We start from the raw sequence: 21,262 nt of genomic DNA, 5'->3' as shown, positions 1-21,262 counted from the left end.
AAAGGAAATTAACATGAAATACGGCTATTTCGATAACGACAATCGTGAATACGTCATCACTCGACCAGACGTACCTGCGCCATGGACAAACTACTTGGGCACAGAGAAGTTCTGTACAGTCATCTCTCACAATGCTGGGGGATACTCTTTCTACAATTCACCTGAGTATAACCGTGTTACTAAATTCCGTCCTAACGCGACATTCGATCGCCCAGGACACTACGTTTACCTGCGTGATGATGAGACAGGTGACTACTGGTCAATCTCTTGGCAACCAGTAGCGAAAAGCCTAGACGAAGCAAGCTACGAAGTTCGCCATGGCTTGTCTTACTCTAAATTTAAGTGTGAATACAACGGTATTGAAGCTGAAAAAACGCTGTTCGTACCAAAAGGCGAAGACGCAGAAATCTGGGATGTAGTGATTAAAAACACCTCAGATAAACCACGTACGATCAGCGCATTCTCATTTGTTGAGTTCTCATTCAGCCACATTCAATCTGATAACCAAAACCATCAGATGTCTCTCTACTCTGCGGGCACCTCATACAACGAAGGCGTGATTGAGTACGACCTGTACTACAACACCAACGATTTCGAAGGCTTCTACTATCTAGCTTCAACATTTGACCCAGATTCATACGACGGTCAGCGTGATAGCTTCCTAGGTCTATACCGTGACGAGGCAAACCCACTCGCGGTAGAACAAGGTAAGTGTTTCAATACAGCGCAAACTTGTTACAACCACTGTGGCTCTCTGCACAAGCAATTTACTATCCAGCCGGGTGAAGAAGTTCGCTTTGCTTACATTCTAGGTATCGGTAAAGGCAACGGTGAGCGTCTGCGTGCGAAATACCAAGACCTTGCTGAAGTTGATAATGCGTTTGCGGGTATCAAAGCACACTGGGATGAGCGTTGCGGCAAGTTCCAAGTGAAATCACCAAACGAAGGTCTAGATACCATGATCAACGCTTGGACCTTATACCAAGCAGAGACTTGTGTGGTGTGGTCTCGTTTTGCTTCGTTCATCGAGGTGGGTGGTCGTACTGGTCTTGGTTACCGCGATACAGCGCAAGATGCAATCTCAGTTCCTCACGCTAACCCAGCAATGACGCGTAAACGTATCGTTGACCTGCTACGCGGTCAGGTAAAAGCGGGTTACGGCCTACACCTATTCGATCCAGATTGGTTCGATCCAGAGAAAGCTGACGTTAAACCATCGAAATCACCAACCGTAGTTCCAACACCTTCTGACGAAGACAAGATCCACGGTATCGAAGACACATGTTCTGATGATCATCTATGGCTAGTTCCAACCATCTGTAAGTACGTGATGGAAACGGGTGAGCACAGCTTCTTTGACGAAGTGATCCCTTACGCTGACGGTGGCGATGCAACGGTTTATGACCACATGAAAGCCGCGCTAGACTTCTCAGCTGAATACGTCGGTCAAACTGGTATTTGTAAAGGTCTGCGCGCAGACTGGAACGACTGTCTAAACCTAGGTGGTGGTGAATCTTCAATGGTGTCTTTCCTACACTTCTGGGCACTACAAGAGTTCATCGACCTAGCGCAATACTTGGGTAAAGATGCAGACGTTGAGAAATACACGGAAATGGCAGCAAACGTTCGTGAAGCGTGTGAAACACATCTTTGGGACGACGAAGGCGGTTGGTACATCCGTGGTCTGACAAAAAATGGTGACAAGATCGGTACAGCGCAACAAGCAGAAGGCCGTGTACACCTAGAGTCAAACACACTTGCGGTACTTTCTGGTGCGGTATCTCAAGAGCGCGGTGAGAAAGCGATGGACGCAGTAGACGAGAACCTATTCTCTGAATACGGCCTACACCTAAACTCACCATCATTCGCAACGCCAAACGATGATATCGGCTTCGTAACTCGCGTTTACCAAGGCGTAAAAGAGAACGGCGCTATCTTCTCACATCCAAACCCATGGGCATGGGTAGCAGAAGCGAAGTTAGGCCGTGGTGACCGTGCAATGAAGTTCTATGATGCACTAAACCCATACAACCAGAACGACATCATCGAAAAACGTATTGCAGAACCATACTCATATGTTCAGTTCATTATGGGTCGTGACCACCAAGACCACGGTCGTGCAAACCACCCATGGTTAACAGGCACATCTGGCTGGGCTTACTTCGCGGTAACCAACTTTATCCTTGGTGTGCGTACAGGCTTCGATGGTCTGACTATCGATCCTTGTATTCCAACGAACTGGCCTGGTTTCGAAGTGACTCGTCAATGGCTAGGTGCAACGTACAACATCAAAGTGGTTAACCCTGATTCAGTAAGCAAAGGTGTTAAGTCGATTACCGTGAATGGTGAAGCAGTAAATGGGGCGTCTGTGCCAGTTCAAGCGGAAGGTTCAGTAAACGAAGTTATCGTTACTCTAGGTTAATCATCTTTTAGGGGGAGAGCTTCTCCCCTTGTGATTTATCCGATGCACTTGAGTTTGATAAGTGCATCGGTTCGCTAGCAAAGATTTAAGAAGCGGTGGGATGCCGCTCTTATCGAGGATCGAATCATGATCAAATTTGGTACAGGCGGCTGGCGTGCATTTATTGGTGAGGAGTTCACCAAAGATAATGTACGTTTGGTGGCTCAAGCAGTCGCAAACATCACGAATAATGAATCAGTTGCTGATCGCGGCTTTGTGATTGGCTATGACCGACGCTTTCTTTCTGATAAAGCTGGTCGTTGGTTTGCTGAAGTTCTAGCAGCAAACGACATTGTCGTTAGCTTTATCGACAAATTTGTCCCAACGCCTATCGTAATGTTTAAAGCGAAGGAAATGGGCTGCGCGTACTCGGCATGTATTACCGCATCGCACAACCCTGCCGATTACAACGGCATTAAAGTCTTCATTGAAGGCGGTCGTGACGCAGATGAAATCATCACCCAAAAAATCGAGTCACAAATCGCTACGCTAACTGCGCAAGAGGTAAAAAGCGTTGATTTTGAACAGGCAGTTGAAGACAAACTGATTCAAATCATCAACCCAATGAACGAGTTTGTAGACTCGATCATCGACTTTATCGACATTGAAGCGATCAAGAAGGCCAACTTACGCGTTCTTATCGATCCTATGTTCGGCGTTGCGAAAAACGCGCTGCAGACGGTACTGATCAATGGCCGCTGTGATGTTGATGTAATCAATGACGGTAAAAACCCAGACTTCGGTGGCTTAATGCCGTCACCAAGTGCAGCAACGCTTTATCGTCTCAAACATCTTGTCGCCGCCGAAGGCTACGATATTGGTATCGGCACCGATGGTGATGCTGACCGACTCGGAATCATTGATGAAAAGGGCAACTTTATTCACCCAAATGAAGTGCTCATTCTGTTGTACTACTACTTGTTAGAGTACAAAGGCTGGACGGGCTCGGTGGTTCGTAACATCGCTACGACGCATATTTTAGATAAAATCGCTGCAGATCACGGTGAAAAATCGTTCGAAGTTCCCGTTGGGTTTAAACACATCAGTTCACAAATGGAAGCTGATGATTCACTGATTGGTGGCGAAAGCTCGGGCGGTTTAACCATTCGTGGGCATATCAAGGGCAAAGATGGCGTATTTGCATCGAGCTTATTGGTCGAAATGATTTCTGTCACAGGCAAGAAACTGTCTGAATTGCTTGATGAAATTTACGGCAAGTACGGCTATGCCTATACCGCAGAAGGAGACTGTAAATTCAAACCAGCGGAGAAAGAGGCACTGTACAACAAAATCTACGTTGAGAAACAGCTGCCTGAGTTTGACTTTGAGATCGACAAAGTCAGCTATGAAGACGGTGCAAAAGTCTACTTCAAGAATGGCGGTTGGGTCATTGCTCGCTTCTCAGGCACAGAGCCTTTACTGCGAATCTTTGCCGAAATGGAAGATAAAGAAACTGCAGAATGTGTTCTTCAGCAAGTGAAAAACTTCTTGCAACTTTAACGGAGTGTAGACTCCGTCCCTATAGGTGAAGAACACTTGCCCAGCTTTCGAGCTGGGCTTTTTTATCTGGGTAACTAAAAAGCAAGGACACCCTGCGTTTCAACCTTCACTGAGACCTGTTGACCGATAGTGAGCGGTTCTGCAGAGCTGGCGATCAATTTCTGGCCGCTTGCATCAATCACATAACGACAATGATCACCCATAAATTGCTGCTCAAGCACTGTGACACTGCTCTCTTCTGCTGCACTGATTTGTACATGTTGCGGACGAAGTAATAGTTCGCAATGCTCACCGATAGAGATGTCTTGTTGCGCCATTGCTTCTACCAAACCCAACTGCGTTTCGTACTCAGACTCTGATGCACGAGTCGCAGATAGGTAGCTTCCACCACCCAAGAAATCAGCAACGAATTTGCTAGAGGGTTGATAGTAGAGCTCACTCGCTGTGCCATATTGCTCGATCACACCGTGATTCATTACCGCCATCTTGTCAGCAAAGGCAAACGCCTCCTCACGACTGTGAGTCACAAAAATGGCCGTCACGCCCTGCTTTTTGAAGATTTTGCGGATCTCGCTAATCAGCTCATGACGCACTTGGGTATCAATGTTTGAAAATGGCTCATCGAGTAAGAGCAGATCGGGCTTGTACGCTAGCGAACGAGCGATAGCCACACGCTGTTGCTGGCCGCCGGAAAGTTGATGTGGGTAGCGTTCAGCATAACCATCAAGATGAACCAGCTCTAGCATCTCATTCACTTTTGACTGTTGCTGATCATGCGGCAAATCACGCAGACCAAAGGCAACATTTTGCGATACCGTTAAATGGGGAAACAGCGCGTAATCTTGAAAGATCATGCCAATGTTACGCTGCTCTGGTGGAAGCCAGTTTTTGCCATCATCAATCAGCATGCAGTTTAAGCTCATGGTTCCCGAGCTTAATGGCAACAAACCCGCGATGGCTTTCAATAATGTTGTCTTCCCGCAACCACTGGCACCCAACAAACAGACGATTTCGCCTTGCTCCACTTCCAGCGACAAGGACTCCAACACTGTGGTTTGTTCGTCATATTTGCACGTGAGGTTTCGAATCGATAATGCGCAGCTCATCAGTGTGAATGCTCCAGTGAACGGTTAACTATAACTAACGGGACTAAACCCACCAAAACGAGCAGCACAGCCGGCAACGCCGCTAGCTCTAAATGCTCATCAGAGGCAAAGTTATAAACATAGGTGGCGAGTGTTTCAAAATTGAAGGGACGTAACAACAGTGCAGCGTTTAGCTCTTTCATGGATTCAATAAACACCAGTAATGCCGCAATCAAGGCGCCACGGCGCACGAGTGGGAAATGCACGCGCCATAACATGGTGTTGGCATTGCACCCCATGGTTCTCGATGCCATATCCAGCGATGGGGAGACTTTACTCAAGCTACTCTCGACGCTACCAATCGCCACCGCAGAAAAGCGCACCACCATAGCAAAGATAATCGCAAACATTGAGCCTGAGAATATGAGCCCAGGACGTCCCCAATCCATCATTTTAGCCACATCGTTGACAAAATGATCCATAAATAGCACGGGAACCATTACCCCAATAGCTAGCACCGTACCCGGCACCGCGTAGCCCATCGAGGACAAACGCATGAAAGCAAGACTTTTTCTTCCTGGGCTAACACGCTGACAGAAGTTCACAATCAATGCGATGAGAACACCAAAAAACGCTGCGGTCAAAGAGACATATAAGCTGTTCAACGCATACTCACGAAACTCAGCGGTCCAACTTTGTGCGAAGTACTTGTAGGCATAGATAATCAACTGACCAAGTGGGAATATAAACGCGATAGAGACCAAGCCCCAGCACCATGTCAACGCAAACCATTTTTTCCAACCAGAGAGCTGGTAGCGGAAGTCCTCTCGACTACTAAATTGATTTTGAAATAACTTTTGCTTGCGACGACTGTAGCGCTCTGCACTAAGAAGTAAGATGACAACCACCAGCATAATGGCAGAGATTTTCGCTGCCGCGGTCAAGCTAGAGTAGCCAAGCCAAGTATCATACACCGCCGTCGTCAGGGTATTTACCGCAAAGTAGCTTACGGTGCCAAAGTCACCAATCGTTTCCATGGCGACCAAAGAGAGACCGACCGCAATTGATGGTCTAACGAGTGGCAGCGATATACGACGAAAGCTCTCCCAAGGTGAACATTTCAATAGACGTGCTGATTGGAGTAGTGAAACGTTTTGTTCCATAAATGCCGCTCGGCACAACAAATAGACGTAGGGATAAAGAACTAGCGAAAGGACGATAATAGCGCCAGTTAGAGTTCGAATATCTGGAAACCAATACTCTCCTGGCCCCCATCCTGTTAAGTCACGCAATAGGATCTGGACGGGGCCAGCAAAATCAAACCAATCGGTAAATATATAACCAACGATGTAGCCGGGCATCGCCAGCGGTAGGACCAGTGCCCACTGGAGAACTCGTTCGCTCGGTAGGCGACACATTGCCATAAACCAAGCAGAAGGAATGCCAAGTAACAAAGACAATGTCATCGTCCCTAACACTAATACAATCGTGTTAAAGGCATAAGTGGGCATCACCGTCGACATCAAGTGAGAAAACAGTTCGTTTGTCTCACCGACTGCGGTTGTGAATATTGCCAAGATCGGCAAAACCAGTAGCAAAGCAAGCACTCCACTACTGGTTTTCCATAGGTAATTTTTTTCTTTCATCGCCTAATTACAACGAGGCCGTATGAAACATAAATGCAGTTGCAAATACATCTCATATCCCTTTAATAGTTTAGGGGTAGTTATACCCATAAAAACAAACAACCTCAAGTAACCCTGATAAAAGAGCGACTTGAGGCTGTATTCTAGCGAGGTTTATTGACCCGCTAAATGACTATTAAAGGTCGAATTTAACTTCGTCTAGAAGTTTGATTGCTGCTTCGTGATGATCAGCGATCTCGTCTAGAGAAATTGTATCTGCTTTGAAATCACCCCAAGATGCTACTAGCTCAGAGCGCTTAACACCTTCTTTAACTGGGTACTCGTAGTTTACTTCTGCGTACATGCTTTGCGCTTTGTCACCAGATAGGAATTCCATCAGCTTCACTGCGTTCTCTTTATTTGGAGAGTACTTAGCCATCGCCATACCAGAGATGTTTACGTGAGTGCCTGTTGTCTTCTGGTTCGGGAAGTTGATGTAAACTGCATCTGCCCACGCTTTTTGCTCAGCGTCATTCACCATCTTACCTAGGTAGTAGCTGTTACCAAGAGAAACGTCACATAGACCTTCTTTGATAGCTTTAACTTGTGCACGGTCATTACCTTGAGGCTTACGTGCTAGGTTTGCTTTAACGCCTTCTAGCCACTCTTTTGTCTCCGCTTCACCTTTGTGAGCAATCATTGAAGACACTAGAGATACGTTGTATGGGTGCTTACCGCTACGAGTACAGATTTTACCTTTGAATTCTGGCTTAGCTAGATCTGCATAGTTGAACTCTTCACCTAGGCGACCAACACGGTCACGTGAAGAGTAGACGCTGCGCGTACGAGTTGTTAGAGCAAACCACTCGTTTTCAGTGTCTTGGTATTGTGCAGGAATGTTCTTTTCTAGAACGTCACTTTGTACTGCTTGAACAAGATCTTTGTTAGTTAGCTCTGCTAGGCGGCTGATATCAACCGTAAGAATAACATCAGCAGGGCTGTACTCGCCCTCTTGAGCCAACTTCTCTGCTAGACCTTTCTTCGCAAACTTCACGTTTACTTTGATACCAGTCTCTTTCGTGAACTCGTTGAACATTGGCTCAACTAGGAACGGCTGGCGGTAAGAGTATACGTTCACTTCTTCTGCTGCCATTGCTGCTGAAGGTGCAATTGTTGCACATGCTAATGCTGAAAGAGTTAGCAGTTTTTTCATTGGTTCAATCCTTTAGTATTCGTAATGATAACGTTTATCAGTTGCGTTATTATATTCATCATAGTTTAGAAAACAATGATGCGAAACAAAAAAACCTGCTCATCAGAGCAGGTTTTTGATAGTTTTATTTGTAAGTATTTGTTACGTCACATTTAGAGTTCTTACTTAACCGTGACAAATTCTGGGTAAGCACCAACACCACAGTCATGCATATCCATACCTTCCATCTCTTCATCTTCCGAAACACGAATACCGATGGTCGCTTTTAGTACCGCCCAAACCGCTAGGCTCGCACCGAACACCCAAGCAAAGATAACTGCCGCACCGAATAGTTGAGCACCGAAAGTAGCATCGCTGTTGCTTAGTGGAACAACCATTAAGCCGAAGAAACCGCAGACACCGTGCACAGAGATCGCACCTACTGGATCGTCAATCTTAAGCTTATCAAGAGCGATGATGCTAAACACCACGAGTGCACCAGATACCGCACCAATTGCCACAGCGTACAGCGGCGAAGGCGATAGAGGGTCTGCTGTGATAGCCACAAGACCTGCCAAAGCACCGTTGAGAATCATGGTTAGGTCGGCTTTGCCCCAAGTCGTTTTACAAACAAGTAGTGCAGCAATGGCACCGGCTGCTGCGGCTGCGTTAGTGTTCAAGAAGATTTGACCGACTGCTGTTGCGTTCTCGAAGTCTGACACCATCAGCTGAGAGCCGCCGTTGAAACCAAACCAACCGAACCAAAGGATGAAGGTACCCAAAGTTGCAAGCGGCATGTTTGAGCCAGGAATTGGGTAGATTTCGCCATTTTTACCGTATTTACCTTTACGAGCACCCAGTAGCAGAACACCGGCTAGCGCTGCTGCTGCACCTGCCATATGAACAATACCTGAACCAGCAAAGTCACTAAAGCCAGCTTCTGATAGGAAACCACCGCCCCAAGTCCAGTAACCTTCCATTGGGTAAATAAATGCCGTTAGCACTGCCGAAAAGATAAGGAATGACCAAAGCTTCATGCGCTCGGCAACCGCACCTGACACAACTGACATGGCTGTCGCAACGAATACCACTTGGAAGAAGAAGTCAGATTCTAGTGAGTGATCCGCCCCTTCGCCTTGAGTACCAATTAATGCACCAAATGATGGCAACCAGCCGCCTTCACCATTGTCAACGTACATAATGTTGTAGCCAACGAGCAAGAACATGGTACAAGCAATCGCGTATAAGCAGATGTTCTTAGTTAAAATTTCTGTGGTGTTTTTTGAACGTACTAAACCTGCTTCTAACATGGCAAAGCCAGCGGCCATCCACATGACCAACGCACCTGAAATGAGGAAGAAAAAAGTGTCTAGTGCGTAACGCAGTTCCGTTACTGTTGTCGTTAATTCCATCTTATTGTCTCCAGTCCTTCGAATTCTTATCGCTGTTAAAGCGCTTCTGCATCCATTTCGCCAGTACGAATTCGTACCGCTTGGCTCAAGTCGTATACAAAGATTTTTCCATCACCGATTTTTCCAGTGTGCGCCGCTTTAGATATCGCTTCGATAACGCGATCGACATTCTCTGCTTGAGTTGCTATCTCTAGTTTTACTTTTGGTAAGAAATCCACTTGATATTCTGCACCTCGGTAGAGCTCTGTATGCCCTTTTTGACGACCAAAGCCTTTAACCTCTGATACTGTCATCCCTTCGATGCCAACATCGGCCAATGCCTCACGTACATCGTCTAATTTGAACGGTTTGATAATCGCATTTATAAGTTTCATCGCATCCTCTCTGAAGCTGTCTTCCTTTTGTCTTATACAATCCAAGGTATGTGCCAACTTTTTAACTTATTGATTATTATAAAATTTCACTTTAATCAGCTGCTAAAATGCAAAAAGGGCGCACCGATATGGTGCGCCCTTTTCCCAATATTAAAGCAAGGTGGTCAAACCTCACCAATGCTGTGCATTTACTTTGTGGTTAGAAACTCTTTCCATTGTTCGATGAGTGCTTCAAAGTCTTCCAAACCACAACTTGCTGTGCTTTCGCTGTCATAAAAATCGAACTCACTCCCCGACTCCATCTCATCACCATGAGTCAGTACATTCTCTTGAACGATCACCTCGTCTCCCTGAATGTTGACGCTTATCTCAGTACCAAGAAGTAGATGTTCTTTTTGCGGTTCCATCCGAGCTTGGTCCGTTAACTGTTCAACTTGAGCTATCTTGTCCCAATCCTTGCCAACTTCTTCTTGCAACCAACGCCCGACAATTTCATGCCCCATGCTCGACTTGACGTAATACTCTCCCATTAATGTATTACGAATGAATTCAAACTCCATAACACGCCTTTTGCCTTCTAGCCTGCATAATGGGCGGCAGTATACAGACTACTGAACGATGACGCGATAGAGACGCAACTGAACCCAACATAAAAAAGCGCCCACCGATAGGTGAGCGCTTTTTATCAATCACTTACAAGGCTAACGCAATTTATGCTGGCTCTTGGAAGATCACTTGTGCTGCTTTCTTAGTGTACTGTTCCATTTTGTGGAAGTTTAAGTAGCGGTATGTGTCGGCTGCTGTCGCATCGATTTGCTTCGCGTATTCCAAGTACTCTTCCTTCGTTGGAATCTTACCTAGAATTGCACCTACTGCTGACAGCTCAGCGGATGCTAGGTAAACATTCGCCCCTGTACCTAAACGGTTCGGGAAGTTACGCGTTGATGTCGACATTACAGTTGCTTTGTCTGCCACGCGAGCTTGGTTACCCATACATAGCGAACACCCAGGAGTTTCGATACGAACACCAGCGCGGCCGTAAATCCCGTAGTAACCTTCTTCTGTCAATTGATCGCGGTCCATCTTCGTTGGTGGTGCGACCCATAGACGTGTATCGAGTGAACCACCCCACTGCTCTAGCAACTTACCCGCGGCACGGAAGTGACCAATGTTAGTCATACAAGAACCGATGAAGACTTCATCAATTTGTGTGCCTTGAACCTCAGACAGAAGACGAGCATCATCTGGATCGTTTGGCGCACATAGGATAGGTTGATCAATCTCTGCCAAGTCGATTTCAATGATGTGTGCATATTCTGCATCCGCATCCGCTTCCATCAACTCTGGGTTTGCCAACCACTCTTCCATCGCCGTGATACGACGCTCGATAGTACGACGGTCACCGTAACCTTCCGAGATCATCCACTTAAGCATAGTGATGTTTGAGTTTAGGTATTCTTCGATAGACTCTTGAGACAGTTTCACTGTACAGCCTGCCGCAGAACGCTCTGCTGATGCATCAGACAGCTCGAATGCTTGCTCAACGGTTAGGTGCTCAACACCTTCGATTTCTAGTACGCGACCAGAGAATTCGTTGATCTTACCTGCTTTCTCAACCGTCAATAGACCTTGTTGGATTGCGTAGTAAGGAATCGCATGCACAAGGTCACGTAGCGTGATACCCGGCTGCATTTCACCTTTAAAGCGCACCAAAATTGACTCAGGCATATCCAATGGCATCACACCTGTCGCCGCTGCGAATGCAACCAAGCCAGAGCCTGCTGGGAACGAAATACCGAGAGGGAAACGAGTATGAGAGTCACCACCCGTACCTACCGTATCCGGTAGAAGCATGCGGTTTAGCCATGAGTGAATTACACCATCACCTGGGCGAAGCGATACACCGCCACGGTTCATAATGAAATCAGGTAATGTGTGGTGTGTGTTTACATCAACTGGCTTTGGATACGCAGACGTGTGACAGAAAGACTGCATCACAAGATCAGCGGAGAAGCCCAGACACGCAAGGTCTTTAAGCTCATCACGAGTCATAGGACCGGTTGTATCTTGAGAACCTACTGTGGTCATCTTAGGCTCACAGTACTGACCTGCACGCACACCTTCAACGCCACATGCTTTACCCACCATTTTCTGAGCAAGCGTGTAACCTTTGTCAGATGCTGTAGGATCAATCGGCTTAGCGAATAGGTCTGTTTCACCTAGACCAAGAGATGCACGCGCACGACTTGTTAGACCACGACCAATGATCAGTGGAATACGGCCACCAGCACGAACTTCATCAAGCAGTACTTTGCTCAGTTCAAAGCTAGAGATTTCTTCGCCATTTTTACGGACAACACCTTCATATGGGTAGATGTCGATCACGTCACCCATGTTCATCTCTTGAACGTTCAGTTCAATAGGTAACGCACCTGAATCTTCCATTGTGTTGTAGAAGATAGGAGCAATTTTACCGCCGAGACAGATACCACCAGTACGTTTGTTTGGTACGAATGGGATATCTTCACCCATAAACCAAAGCACTGAGTTCGTCGCAGACTTACGAGAAGAACCTGTACCTACAACGTCGCCAACGTAAGCCAATGGAATGCCGTCTTTTTGTAGTTCTTCGATTTGTTTAATTGGGCCAACACTGCCTGGTTGGTCTGGGTTAATACCCTCACGCTCCATCTTCAGCATTGCTTTCGCGTGTACTGGAATATCAGGGCGAGACCACGCATCTGGTGCAGGCGATAGGTCATCGGTGTTCGTTTCACCAGTCACCTTGAATACTTTAACCGTGATCTTTTCGGCAACTTTCTCTTTCGCGGTAAACCACTCAGCGTCCGCCCAAGATTGTAGGACTTGCTGAGCAAATTCATTACCTGCTTTGGCTTTTTCTTCTACGTCATAGAAGGCATCAAACATCAGTAGCGTGTGAGATAGTGCTTTCACAGCGATAGGCGCTAGGGCTGCATTGTCCAACAGAGCGATGAGTGGCTCAATGTTGTAACCACCTTGCATTGTGCCTAATAGTTCGGCTGCTTTCTCTTTGCTCACAAGTGGTGACGACACCTCACCTTTTGTAATTGCAGTCAGAAAGCCGGCTTTTACGTAAGCCGCTTCGTCTACACCTGGTGGGATGCGATTCTCAAGTAGGTCAAGAATGAACGCTTCTTCACCTTGTGGGGGATTTTTAAGAAGTTCCACAAGGCCTGCAACTTGCTCGGCATCTAGTGGTTTAGGAACAACTCCTTCGGCAGCACGCTCTGCGACGTGTTTACGGTAGGCTTCAAGCACGACTTTTTCCTCTCATTGCGGTTCCTCCCTCTTATTACTATTTATTCAAAAATATAAGGGAGTGAACATCCTTGGAAACTTGGCTCTCCTTGCCATATTTTTCATTCAGTTCTGAGTGAGAAACAGCGCCAGAGAGGCCAAACTGTGGGCGGTAGAATAGCAAATTTAACGTTAAATTAAAATCTCATCATTTTGACCAACATAGCAACTTAAGACTAAAGTTTTATGATTTTTATGCACTAAATCCTTTGATTCTCACAAGTTAAGAATCGCAATTGTGCATCTCTTTATCCCGTGTTTACTTAAATGTTGTGCCAATTATTAGGTAGAAAGAATCATAGTTTCTTTCAGTTCGACCATAGCCAAACATAATGGGTCCTACGGGTGAGTCAACACCAGCAAAGACAGACCCAGCCATATACAAAGGCAGATCATTGTAGTCCAAGTCTGGATCAGACCAGACACCACCGTATTCGGCGGAAGCGCCAATATAAAACGGTGAGGTAAACAAGCCAAAATCGTTGTCAAACCATCGATATCGATAGACCACGCTACCAAAGGCTTTGTTTTGACCGATCAAACTATTACGAGGAATACCAGACAAATGCAGGAAACCGCCGATTTCTCGCGGATCAATCGGTACTGATGAGTTTTTACTGGTGACAACACCGATGTCCAAATTTGCGACCAAAGTATGTCTTGAAAAGCTGTGCGCCGCCTTCAACACACCACTCATCTCATACGATGTGTCTTCGACTCTTTGATCCGTCACCAACTCTGTTGTTCCAACACTTTTATCGCGAGATATCAGATAATTGAGATCTAAATAGATCCCTTCTGTGGGCAAACTAAAGCTGTCTAAGGTGTCTATTCGATAATTGGCAAATGCCCCCAACCGCTTAAACTCTACATCTCCTAATAAAGGTAAACTGGACAGCTCACCGTCACCATCGGTGTATCGGACACCAAACTTTAGTTCTCGCCATAGCGTTTGCTGATAGCCGATGGCTGCTTCTGCTACCCATTCGGTGTAAGAAACGGGCAAATAGTTTTCAGTTGCTTCTAACGAGGTGTCCTCAAACCCTGTGAAAGGGGCATTGCGCTTTTCTTTGGTGTAGGCCAACTTAAATGTGGTAAACGTCTTCTGTCCAGAGAGAAACGGGCTGTACAGCTCTCCCTCGATCATCTTGTCAGTACCCATTTCAAGGTTGGTTCGAAGCTCGGCCCCATGCACATTCAAATCGGTAAAATTAGTCGACATACCAATTGAGTACTGACTGTCGGTACTGAAATCATCTTCAAGGAAAAAGCGGAAGTTGACGTAGTTTGGTCCCCAGGATTTTTCATCCACATCAATGACCAGAGTGTCGTTACCGTCTACCTCATCATAACGATACGAGACAAGTTCAAAGCGATCGAGCGCATACAAATCCTGCACACTTTGCTCAATCTCTTTCGTTGAATAAGTGTTGCCTGGCTCCAATGCCAAGCGGTTTTCCAATAACTTTTTGCTGTAGTGACTGTTGTTATTAATGACGATATCTTCGACGGCTATTTCATCGCCATAACGAAGATTTCTGCGCGCATCTTCTTTGTCATCCACATATTTTTGATAGTCTGCTGAAGATAAACTGTAGCGCTTAATCAAGTCACGATTTTGCATGGCGGCTTGGTAGCCTTTGCGAAAGGCTTCGGGCATTTTATCGAACTCGGTGGTCTCCATGTCACCCACATCCGGTCGTAAAAACACATCCTCGTCAGTGAGGGTTTCGGCTTGACGGTTGGTCGTGCTACGAACCAGATAGTTGGACAATTGATCCGCCACAGTCAGAAAAGTAGTGAAGTCATCTTCTTCTTTGTAGTCGGTGCTGATATCAACCGCGATCACAACGTCTGCGCCAAGTTCACGCGCAACGTCTACAGGCATATTGTTGGTCACTCCGCCATCGACCAACATGCGACCATTCACTTCATACGGAGGGAGTGCTCCTGGGACCGACATACTCGCCATCATGGCATCAACCAAATAACCATTGCCGATAATGACCGGTTCCAGCTCGATAATATCGGTTGCGACAGAGCGATAAGGAATGGCTAAATCATCAAAAGAGACGAAAGGCGGTAAGTTTCCCGTTGTTTCGCGCAAAATCTTGAGCATCCCCTGACCTTGCACAATACCACGCGGAGCCCGCATTTCTCCCCAACGCAAACCAAGATCGGTGGTCAGTTGGTAGCGGTCTTCATACTCTTTATCTCGCACCCGTCGTTCACTGCGATTCACGCGGTCGCGATAACCAGTGTTCCAGTCAACCGTATCGATGAAACTTTCAATTTCATCAGCGCTCATCCCCGTAGCGTACAAACCACCTACGTATGCGCCCATACTGGTACCAGTAATAAAATCAACCGGCACTCGCATCTCTTCCAGAGCCTTTAAGACACCAATATGCGCAGCACCTTTTGCTCCACCACCCGCCAACACCACCGCGACTTTTGTGCGTGGTTCAGAGTGTTCGCTTTCTTGATATTCGGACTGCGCCAAAGCAGACACTGACCACAAGCCAGCCAATAACAACATAGCCAGTTTTTTCACACTAAAATCCTTTTGCTAATGAAGTGATGGAGCGTTAATCGAGTCTATTCTTATAACCCACTGATTACCATGTGAATAGTTTTTTTATCCATTGCACAGGTTGATCATCGCACTGTTGTTTGAATTTTCCATTTGCATCCCAGATAGGCAATTTAAACGAGTTTTGACAATCGAGTTGCAAGTTCCCTTGGGCAGATTTGGCGAACCCTACCGTGCTAACATTCTGCGGCCAAGGTAGTGTTAGCTTCTCGGGAATGCGGTGCTTCAGGTATTCGGCATACACTCGCAACGCGCCACTTGAGCCTGTCAATTTGGTTGGTTTGTTATCGTCTCGGCCAAGCCAAATCGTCGTCACTTCGCGACCATCAACACCGACAAACCAACTGTCGCGAGTATCGTTACTGGTCCCTGTTTTGCCAGCTAAAGCCGCCCAGCCAAATTGACTATTGAGATAACGCCCCGTGCCTTCCAAAACTCCACGCTTCATCGCGTAGGTGGTGAGCCAAGCGGCTTGTTGATCGACCGTTTGCGACGATCGCGGCAGAGATTGGAATAGCACCTGACCATCAAGATCAACCACAGAGCGAAGTGCCGAAAGCTCAGCGCGACGCCCTGAGTTAGTCAGCGTTTGATACATCTGCGCCACCTGGAACGGCGTCAGGGTAAACGAGCCCAAAAACATCGAGGGCACCGGACGCACTTCGTTTCTGTCCACACCGAGTTTTTCTAGCGTATCGACGACGCTCGGAATACCAAGCTGCATACCCAACTGAACCGTCGGCACATTGAGTGACTTCGCCAACGCCATGTAGAGTGGAACATCGCCACGGAATTTTCGATCGTAGTTGCGAGGGGACCAAACGGAGCCTTTGCTGCCTTTTAAGCTCAGCGGTTTATCATTCAAAGTGGTCGCGAGATTATACTTATCCGGTTGCTCTAAGGCCGTTAAGTAGACCGCCGGTTTGGCCAGTGAGCCGATTTGTCGACTGGCATTTAGCGCTCGGTTAAATCCATCATAACCGGTCCGTTTACCACCTACCATCGCACGGATTTCACCGGTATGACGATCCACTGCAACCGCCGCGCCCTCCAGCGATTTACCCGCGACTATACCTAGCTCGGGGACTTTCTTGGCAATGGCGGCTTCTAACTCTTGTTGCGACACAGGGTCGAGCGACGTAAACACTCTCAGACCGACATCCGATTGAAACGCATCACCGACTTTTTGGTTGAGTTCGATTTTAAGTTGCTGGAAATACGCAGGCTGCCGGCTCGCGATACGTGGATTGTCTTGGATATCAAGCGGTCTATCCGCAGCCATTTCAAACTGATTGGCACTCAAGATACCTTGCTGCATCATCAAGCGAAGGACGAGATCGCGTCGTTCTTTCGCTCGTTCAGGAAAGCGCACTGGATTGTAATACGACGGTCCTTTAACCATACCGACTAGCAGCGCAAGCTGGTCAATACGAAGCTCTTGGATCGGCTGACCAAAATACAGACGCGATGCCAAACCAAACCCGTGGATGGCCTCACCACGGCTCTGACCTAAATACACTTCGTTCAAATAAGCTTCAAGAATACGATCTTTGCTGTATCGATAATCGAGAATCAGCGCAATGTAGGCTTCACGAACTTTACGCCATAAGGTTCGGTCGCTAGAAAGGAAGATGTTTTTCGCTAGCTGTTGCGTTAACGTCGAGCCGCCTTGTACTGTGCGCCCCGCTTTTACGTTGGCCACTAACGCTCGCGCAATCGCTAAAGGTGATACGCCATCATGTTGGTAGAAGTTTCGATCTTCTGTCACAAGAAGCGCATCGACCATCACTTCAGGGAACTGGTCACGACGCAAAAACAGTCGTTGCTCATCATGATTTTTCTCTAGCATACCGAGCATTTTCGGCTCAATACGAAGGTACCCCATGTCACCTTTTTGCTCGAGGGACTCAATACGCGTTAACTCGCCTTGATTGAAATGCAGCATCACATGGCGATCTGGCTCTGGTCCATCCGTAAACTCAAACGGACGACGGATTAACTCTATCTTGGTCGAAGAGGAAGAGTACTCACCGGGATAACGAGGTTGACGCACTTTTCGATAATTCAGCACATCCAACTCATTACGCACTTCTTGAATGGAAATCGCGTCTCCGGGTGTTAGGTGCAGAATACGCGCGTAAACCACTGTCGGTAAATCAAACAGTTGCCCTTCAAAACGCTGCTTGACCACACTATCTAGATAAATACCGACAAACAGGAAAACGGCCAATCCTGCTAACCCCAACTTCCAACTGATTCCCCACAAGGTTTTCAACCATGTTCGCTGAGCTTTGGCTTTTGGCGTGCGTTTTTTTGTCGTACTGGCACGCTTGCGAGCAGGCTTTTTGGTCGTTTTCGCTTTGCTGCTCGTGGTGGTGTTTTTCTTGGTCATGATTACTGATTTAACTGTCTTTTGGTCTTAGTTGTCGCGATATGAGTTGCTGGGTCGTCAGGCCAGACATGCTTCGGGTAACGCCCTTTCATCTCTTTTTGCACCTCTTTATAGGCACCTTGCCAAAAACTGGCGAGATCCCGCGTCACTTGCAAAGGACGCTGAGCTGGAGACAGCAGCTCTAACACAATGGTCTTTCGACCAAGAGCAATTTGAGGTGAAGTTTGCTCACCAAAGACTTCTTGCATCCTTACCGAGAGCACAGGCTCTTGGCCTTGTTGATAGCGAATCGCTTTCTTCGTGCCTGTCGGTAATGTGTAATGTGTGGGTAGCCACTCTTCGATCTCTTGATTAAGCGGCCAACCGAGAAACGCCGTCAATGCAGCCAGAACATCCACTTTCCCAAGAGCTTTGACCGAGCTCACTCCCGTCAAATAAGGCTCTAACCAAACATCGAGTTGCTCAAGCAAAGCGACATCCGACAATTGAGGCCAATTGTGTTCCGACAGCCAGTCCGCCGCACAGCGAAATCGCTCTAGCTCCGCAACACTTTTTGGCGTCCAATTTAATACTGATAAGCCTTTACGACGAATAAAATTGAGTAAAGCTTGCGTCATTTTTTCGTTTGATGGCTCTGGAAGGCCCACTTTTGAAACAATGAGCTTACCTAACTTTTGCTGGCGCTCAGCGACTAAGCGTCCCTTTTGTTCATCCCAATCAACGACATCCAGATCGATAAACGCATCTGGGCACATCTGTTCAAGTTGATGAATGTTGAGTTCGATCGCCGAGAAAATAGTTGAAGAATCAGAGTGGCTGCGCATCAGTTCAATCGCCACAATATAGTCGCAACTTGATAGCCCTTCTTCCATGCGCATTTCCCCGCCATGGCCATTGGCAAGTAGAAAGCGTCCGACTTGATTGTCTCGAGCCTTGGCAATGCGATCAGGAAAAGCACTGGATAACAGCACTGCAACCAAGGATTCATCACAGCGCGACAACGAAAAGTCTGCCGATAATTTTTTCGCCAAAGCGCGCGCACGCTGTTCAACCAGATGTTGCTTGGCGTGTTTCCCTTGCTTAAAGCGATGGACGCTGTGAGAAAAATCGACTTGATTACGCTCGGGCTCTTCAAGCAGCGCCGCAACCATCACTCCAGTATCAATACATTGGTGAGCCTTCGCCGTCGAGAGCATCGCGGCAATACGCGGCTCTACGCCAAGCGTCACCGCGAGCGATCCCGCTTGGGTCAGTTGCCCCTTCTCATCGAGCAGATGCAACGATCTCAACAGGGAGCGCGCCTGCACAATGGCACTTTTTGGCGGGGTATCGAGCCAGAGCAAATCATTCACATCCTGCGCTCCCCACTGGGTGAGCTCAAGCGCTAGGTTTGCCAAATCAGAATGAAGAATTTCAGCAGGGGGCACATCCGGCTGTTGATTGAGTTGGCTCTCACTATATAAGCGCACACAAATGCCCGCTTCCAAACGCCCTGCTCGACCGGCACGTTGCTCGGCTGAAGATTTGGCAATACGAACTTGCTCTAGGCGTGTTACGCCACTTTTTAGGTCGAACTTGGCCACCCGCTCAAGCCCCGAATCTACCACCAAACGTATGCCTTCAATGGTCAACGAGGTCTCCGCAATATTGGTTGCCAACACCACTTTTCTTTTGCCAGGCTCCGCGGGTTGAATCGCCATCTGCTGCTGAGCAAAGTTTAACTGGCCATAAAGGGGGCAAATTTGAATGTCTTTAGGCAAGCCCACCAGCCTTTCTTCCACGCGTTTAATGGCAGCCACACCAGGCAAAAATGCAAGCAGAGAGCCGTTCTCTTGATTCATTAAGCTAGCGATTTGCTTGCTCATTAGCTCTTCAAGGCGATCATTGGCTTTCCCAGGCTGATAGCGAAACTCAACTGGATAGCTTCGACCTTGAGATTCGATATAACGCGCCTCAGGAAGCAATCGACACAGCGCCGCTTGATCGAGCGTTGCCGACATCACCACTAGCTTAAGATCATCACGCAGCGCTTCTTGAATCTCTAAACAAAACGCAAGTGCCGTATCGGCATGGATGCTGCGTTCATGAAACTCATCAAACAGAATGAGATCCACTCCGTTCAACTCAGGATCCGACTGAATCATGCGAGTTAGGATCCCTTCTGTCACTATTTCTAGTTGGGTTGTGGCACTCACTTTAGTTTCGCCACGAACTCGATATCCTATTCGCTGGCCAACACTCTCGCCCAACTGCTGAGCCAAATAACGCGCAATATTACGCGCCGCCAGCCTTCTGGGTTCCAGCATGATGATTTTGCCCGCGATCACCCCTTGTTTGACGAGCTGTAAGGGGAAATGGGTCGATTTACCCGCACCGGGGGCCGCTTTGAGGATCAGTTGAGCGCAGTCGCGAACACCCGAGAGTAACTCAGGCATCACGACTTCAATAGGCAGTTGTGACAATGGGAAAGCCTTGTGGTGTAATGTTGGCAACTATTGTACATAAAAACAGTGCCAAATGAAGTTCGAGCCCGCATTAGAACCTGCCACACTTATTCAACGATACAAGCGCTTTCTCGCTGACATTACCTTGCCTGATGGCAGTGAGCGCACCATTCATTGCGCCAACACCGGAGCGATGACGGGGTGTGCTACGCCCGGCAATGCCGTGTGGTATTCCACTTCCGACAACCCTAAACGTAAGTACCCCAACAGCTGGGAGTTGAGCGAAACAGCACAAGGGCATCGCATTTGTATAAACACCGCACGCGCGAACCAATTGGCAGTAGAAGCGATCCAATCAGGTACCATCGGAGAGTTGCAAGGCTATGATCAACTTCAAACAGAAGTAAAATATGGCAATGAAAATAGTCGAATCGATATCTTGCTCAATTCAGAAAATAAACCAAAATGCTATATAGAAGTTAAGAGTGTCACCTTACTGGACGAAAAACTTGCTGGGCAAGGTTATTTCCCCGATGCTGTCACGACAAGAGGCCAAAAGCATCTGAGAGAACTCTCAGAAATGGCACAAAGTGGACATAGAGCGGTACTTTTGTTCACTGTTTTACATTCGGGTATTGAAAAAGTGTCTGCCGCACACCATATAGACGCCAAATATTCACAATTACTGAAAACTGCGCAAGAACAAGGGGTGGAAGTCCTGTGCTACAAGGCCGAACTTTCCAACTCAGAGATGAAACTGGTCAACGCAATTGAATTTATCAATTGACAGAAAAAGTGGTGTCACCTTCACATTGACAACAACTTTACGATTCAGAGTTTGCCTC

At 47.2% G+C, this 21,262-nt stretch carries 13 protein-coding genes; 3 read left to right on the top strand and 10 right to left on the bottom strand.

The features are described from left to right. Window positions 1-13: 13 nt before the first annotated feature. Together ACUALS_RS02630 and ACUALS_RS02625 are read left to right on the top strand one after the other, a co-directional pair. The gene (locus ACUALS_RS02630) at window positions 14-2,422 is read left to right on the top strand and encodes a GH36-type glycosyl hydrolase domain-containing protein (RefSeq protein ID WP_334475095.1); all 2,409 of its coding nucleotides are present in this window, start codon (window positions 14-16) and stop codon (window positions 2,420-2,422) included. A gap of 126 nt (window positions 2,423-2,548) precedes the next feature. Further along, window positions 2,549-3,961, top strand: coding sequence for a phosphoglucomutase/phosphomannomutase family protein (locus ACUALS_RS02625; RefSeq protein WP_454448795.1), 1,413 nt, complete (start codon window positions 2,549-2,551; stop codon window positions 3,959-3,961). Window positions 3,962-4,035: 74 nt separating this feature from the next. Here ACUALS_RS02625 and ACUALS_RS02620 read toward each other — a convergent pair whose 3' ends face one another. From ACUALS_RS02620 to hrpB, 10 genes are all read right to left on the bottom strand, one after another. After that, complete coding sequence (locus tag ACUALS_RS02620; RefSeq protein ID WP_454448794.1) at window positions 4,036-5,067, bottom strand: ABC transporter ATP-binding protein; 1,032 nt, start codon at window positions 5,065-5,067, stop codon at window positions 4,036-4,038. Then, on the bottom strand, window positions 5,067-6,692 hold the full coding sequence (locus tag ACUALS_RS02615) for an ABC transporter permease (protein ID WP_454448793.1): 1,626 nt from the start codon (window positions 6,690-6,692) through the stop codon (window positions 5,067-5,069). Before ACUALS_RS02615 ends, ACUALS_RS02620 begins: the two co-directional genes overlap by 1 nt. Before the next feature lie 175 nt (window positions 6,693-6,867). Then, window positions 6,868-7,884, bottom strand: coding sequence for a Fe(3+) ABC transporter substrate-binding protein (locus tag ACUALS_RS02610; RefSeq protein ID WP_038137585.1), 1,017 nt, complete (start codon window positions 7,882-7,884; stop codon window positions 6,868-6,870). Window positions 7,885-8,045: 161 nt separating this feature from the next. Further along, entirely contained in the window at window positions 8,046-9,275 is a 1,230-nt protein-coding gene (locus ACUALS_RS02605) for an ammonium transporter (RefSeq protein WP_038137588.1), read from the bottom strand. Between the two features lie 35 nt (window positions 9,276-9,310). Then, window positions 9,311-9,649 carry a P-II family nitrogen regulator gene (gene glnK / locus ACUALS_RS02600; protein ID WP_038137591.1) on the bottom strand — a complete coding sequence of 113 codons (339 nt, stop codon included), beginning with the start codon at window positions 9,647-9,649 and terminating at the stop codon, window positions 9,311-9,313. Between the two features lie 188 nt (window positions 9,650-9,837). Beyond that, window positions 9,838-10,209, bottom strand: a complete 372-nt coding sequence (locus ACUALS_RS02595) for a YacL family protein (RefSeq protein ID WP_038137600.1) — start codon at window positions 10,207-10,209, stop codon at window positions 9,838-9,840. A 151-nt stretch (window positions 10,210-10,360) separates the two neighbouring features. After that, a complete protein-coding gene (acnB, locus tag ACUALS_RS02590; protein WP_454448792.1) occupies window positions 10,361-12,949 on the bottom strand; it encodes a bifunctional aconitate hydratase 2/2-methylisocitrate dehydratase in 2,589 nt (862 codons plus the stop codon). A 298-nt stretch (window positions 12,950-13,247) separates the two neighbouring features. Next, a complete protein-coding gene (locus ACUALS_RS02585; protein WP_052125128.1) occupies window positions 13,248-15,527 on the bottom strand; it encodes a patatin-like phospholipase family protein in 2,280 nt (759 codons plus the stop codon). A gap of 79 nt (window positions 15,528-15,606) precedes the next feature. After that, window positions 15,607-17,973, bottom strand: coding sequence for a penicillin-binding protein 1B (gene mrcB / locus ACUALS_RS02580; RefSeq protein WP_454448791.1), 2,367 nt, complete (start codon window positions 17,971-17,973; stop codon window positions 15,607-15,609). A 2-nt stretch (window positions 17,974-17,975) separates the two neighbouring features. Further along, on the bottom strand, window positions 17,976-20,435 hold the full coding sequence (gene hrpB, locus ACUALS_RS02575) for an ATP-dependent helicase HrpB (protein WP_454448790.1): 2,460 nt from the start codon (window positions 20,433-20,435) through the stop codon (window positions 17,976-17,978). A 55-nt stretch (window positions 20,436-20,490) separates the two neighbouring features. Between hrpB and sfsA the strand changes: the two genes are divergently transcribed. Beyond that, window positions 20,491-21,204 (top strand): DNA/RNA nuclease SfsA, encoded by a 714-nt coding sequence (gene sfsA, locus ACUALS_RS02570; protein ID WP_454448789.1) that lies wholly within the window; start codon window positions 20,491-20,493, stop codon window positions 21,202-21,204. Window positions 21,205-21,262 lie beyond the last annotated feature (58 nt).

Source organism: Vibrio sp. NH-7, from assembly GCF_053643215.1.
This window is presented reverse-complemented; position numbering and strand designations above follow the sequence as displayed.

What these genes read in the sequence shown, in the direction of transcription:
- ACUALS_RS02630 (WP_334475095.1), top strand. Translation starts at nt 14, where the DNA reads ATGAAATACGGCTATTTCGATAACGACAATCGTGAATACGTCATCACT.
- ACUALS_RS02625 (WP_454448795.1), top strand. Translation starts at nt 2,549, where the DNA reads ATGATCAAATTTGGTACAGGCGGCTGGCGTGCATTTATTGGTGAGGAG.
- ACUALS_RS02620 (WP_454448794.1), bottom strand. Translation starts at nt 5,067, where the DNA reads ATGAGCTGCGCATTATCGATTCGAAACCTCACGTGCAAATATGACGAA.
- ACUALS_RS02615 (WP_454448793.1), bottom strand. Translation starts at nt 6,692, where the DNA reads ATGAAAGAAAAAAATTACCTATGGAAAACCAGTAGTGGAGTGCTTGCT.
- ACUALS_RS02610 (WP_038137585.1), bottom strand. Translation starts at nt 7,884, where the DNA reads ATGAAAAAACTGCTAACTCTTTCAGCATTAGCATGTGCAACAATTGCA.
- ACUALS_RS02605 (WP_038137588.1), bottom strand. Translation starts at nt 9,275, where the DNA reads ATGGAATTAACGACAACAGTAACGGAACTGCGTTACGCACTAGACACT.
- glnK (WP_038137591.1), bottom strand. Translation starts at nt 9,649, where the DNA reads ATGAAACTTATAAATGCGATTATCAAACCGTTCAAATTAGACGATGTA.
- ACUALS_RS02595 (WP_038137600.1), bottom strand. Translation starts at nt 10,209, where the DNA reads ATGGAGTTTGAATTCATTCGTAATACATTAATGGGAGAGTATTACGTC.
- ACUALS_RS02585 (WP_052125128.1), bottom strand. Translation starts at nt 15,527, where the DNA reads ATGTTGTTATTGGCTGGCTTGTGGTCAGTGTCTGCTTTGGCGCAGTCC.
- mrcB (WP_454448791.1), bottom strand. Translation starts at nt 17,973, where the DNA reads ATGACCAAGAAAAACACCACCACGAGCAGCAAAGCGAAAACGACCAAA.
- sfsA (WP_454448789.1), top strand. Translation starts at nt 20,491, where the DNA reads ATGAAGTTCGAGCCCGCATTAGAACCTGCCACACTTATTCAACGATAC.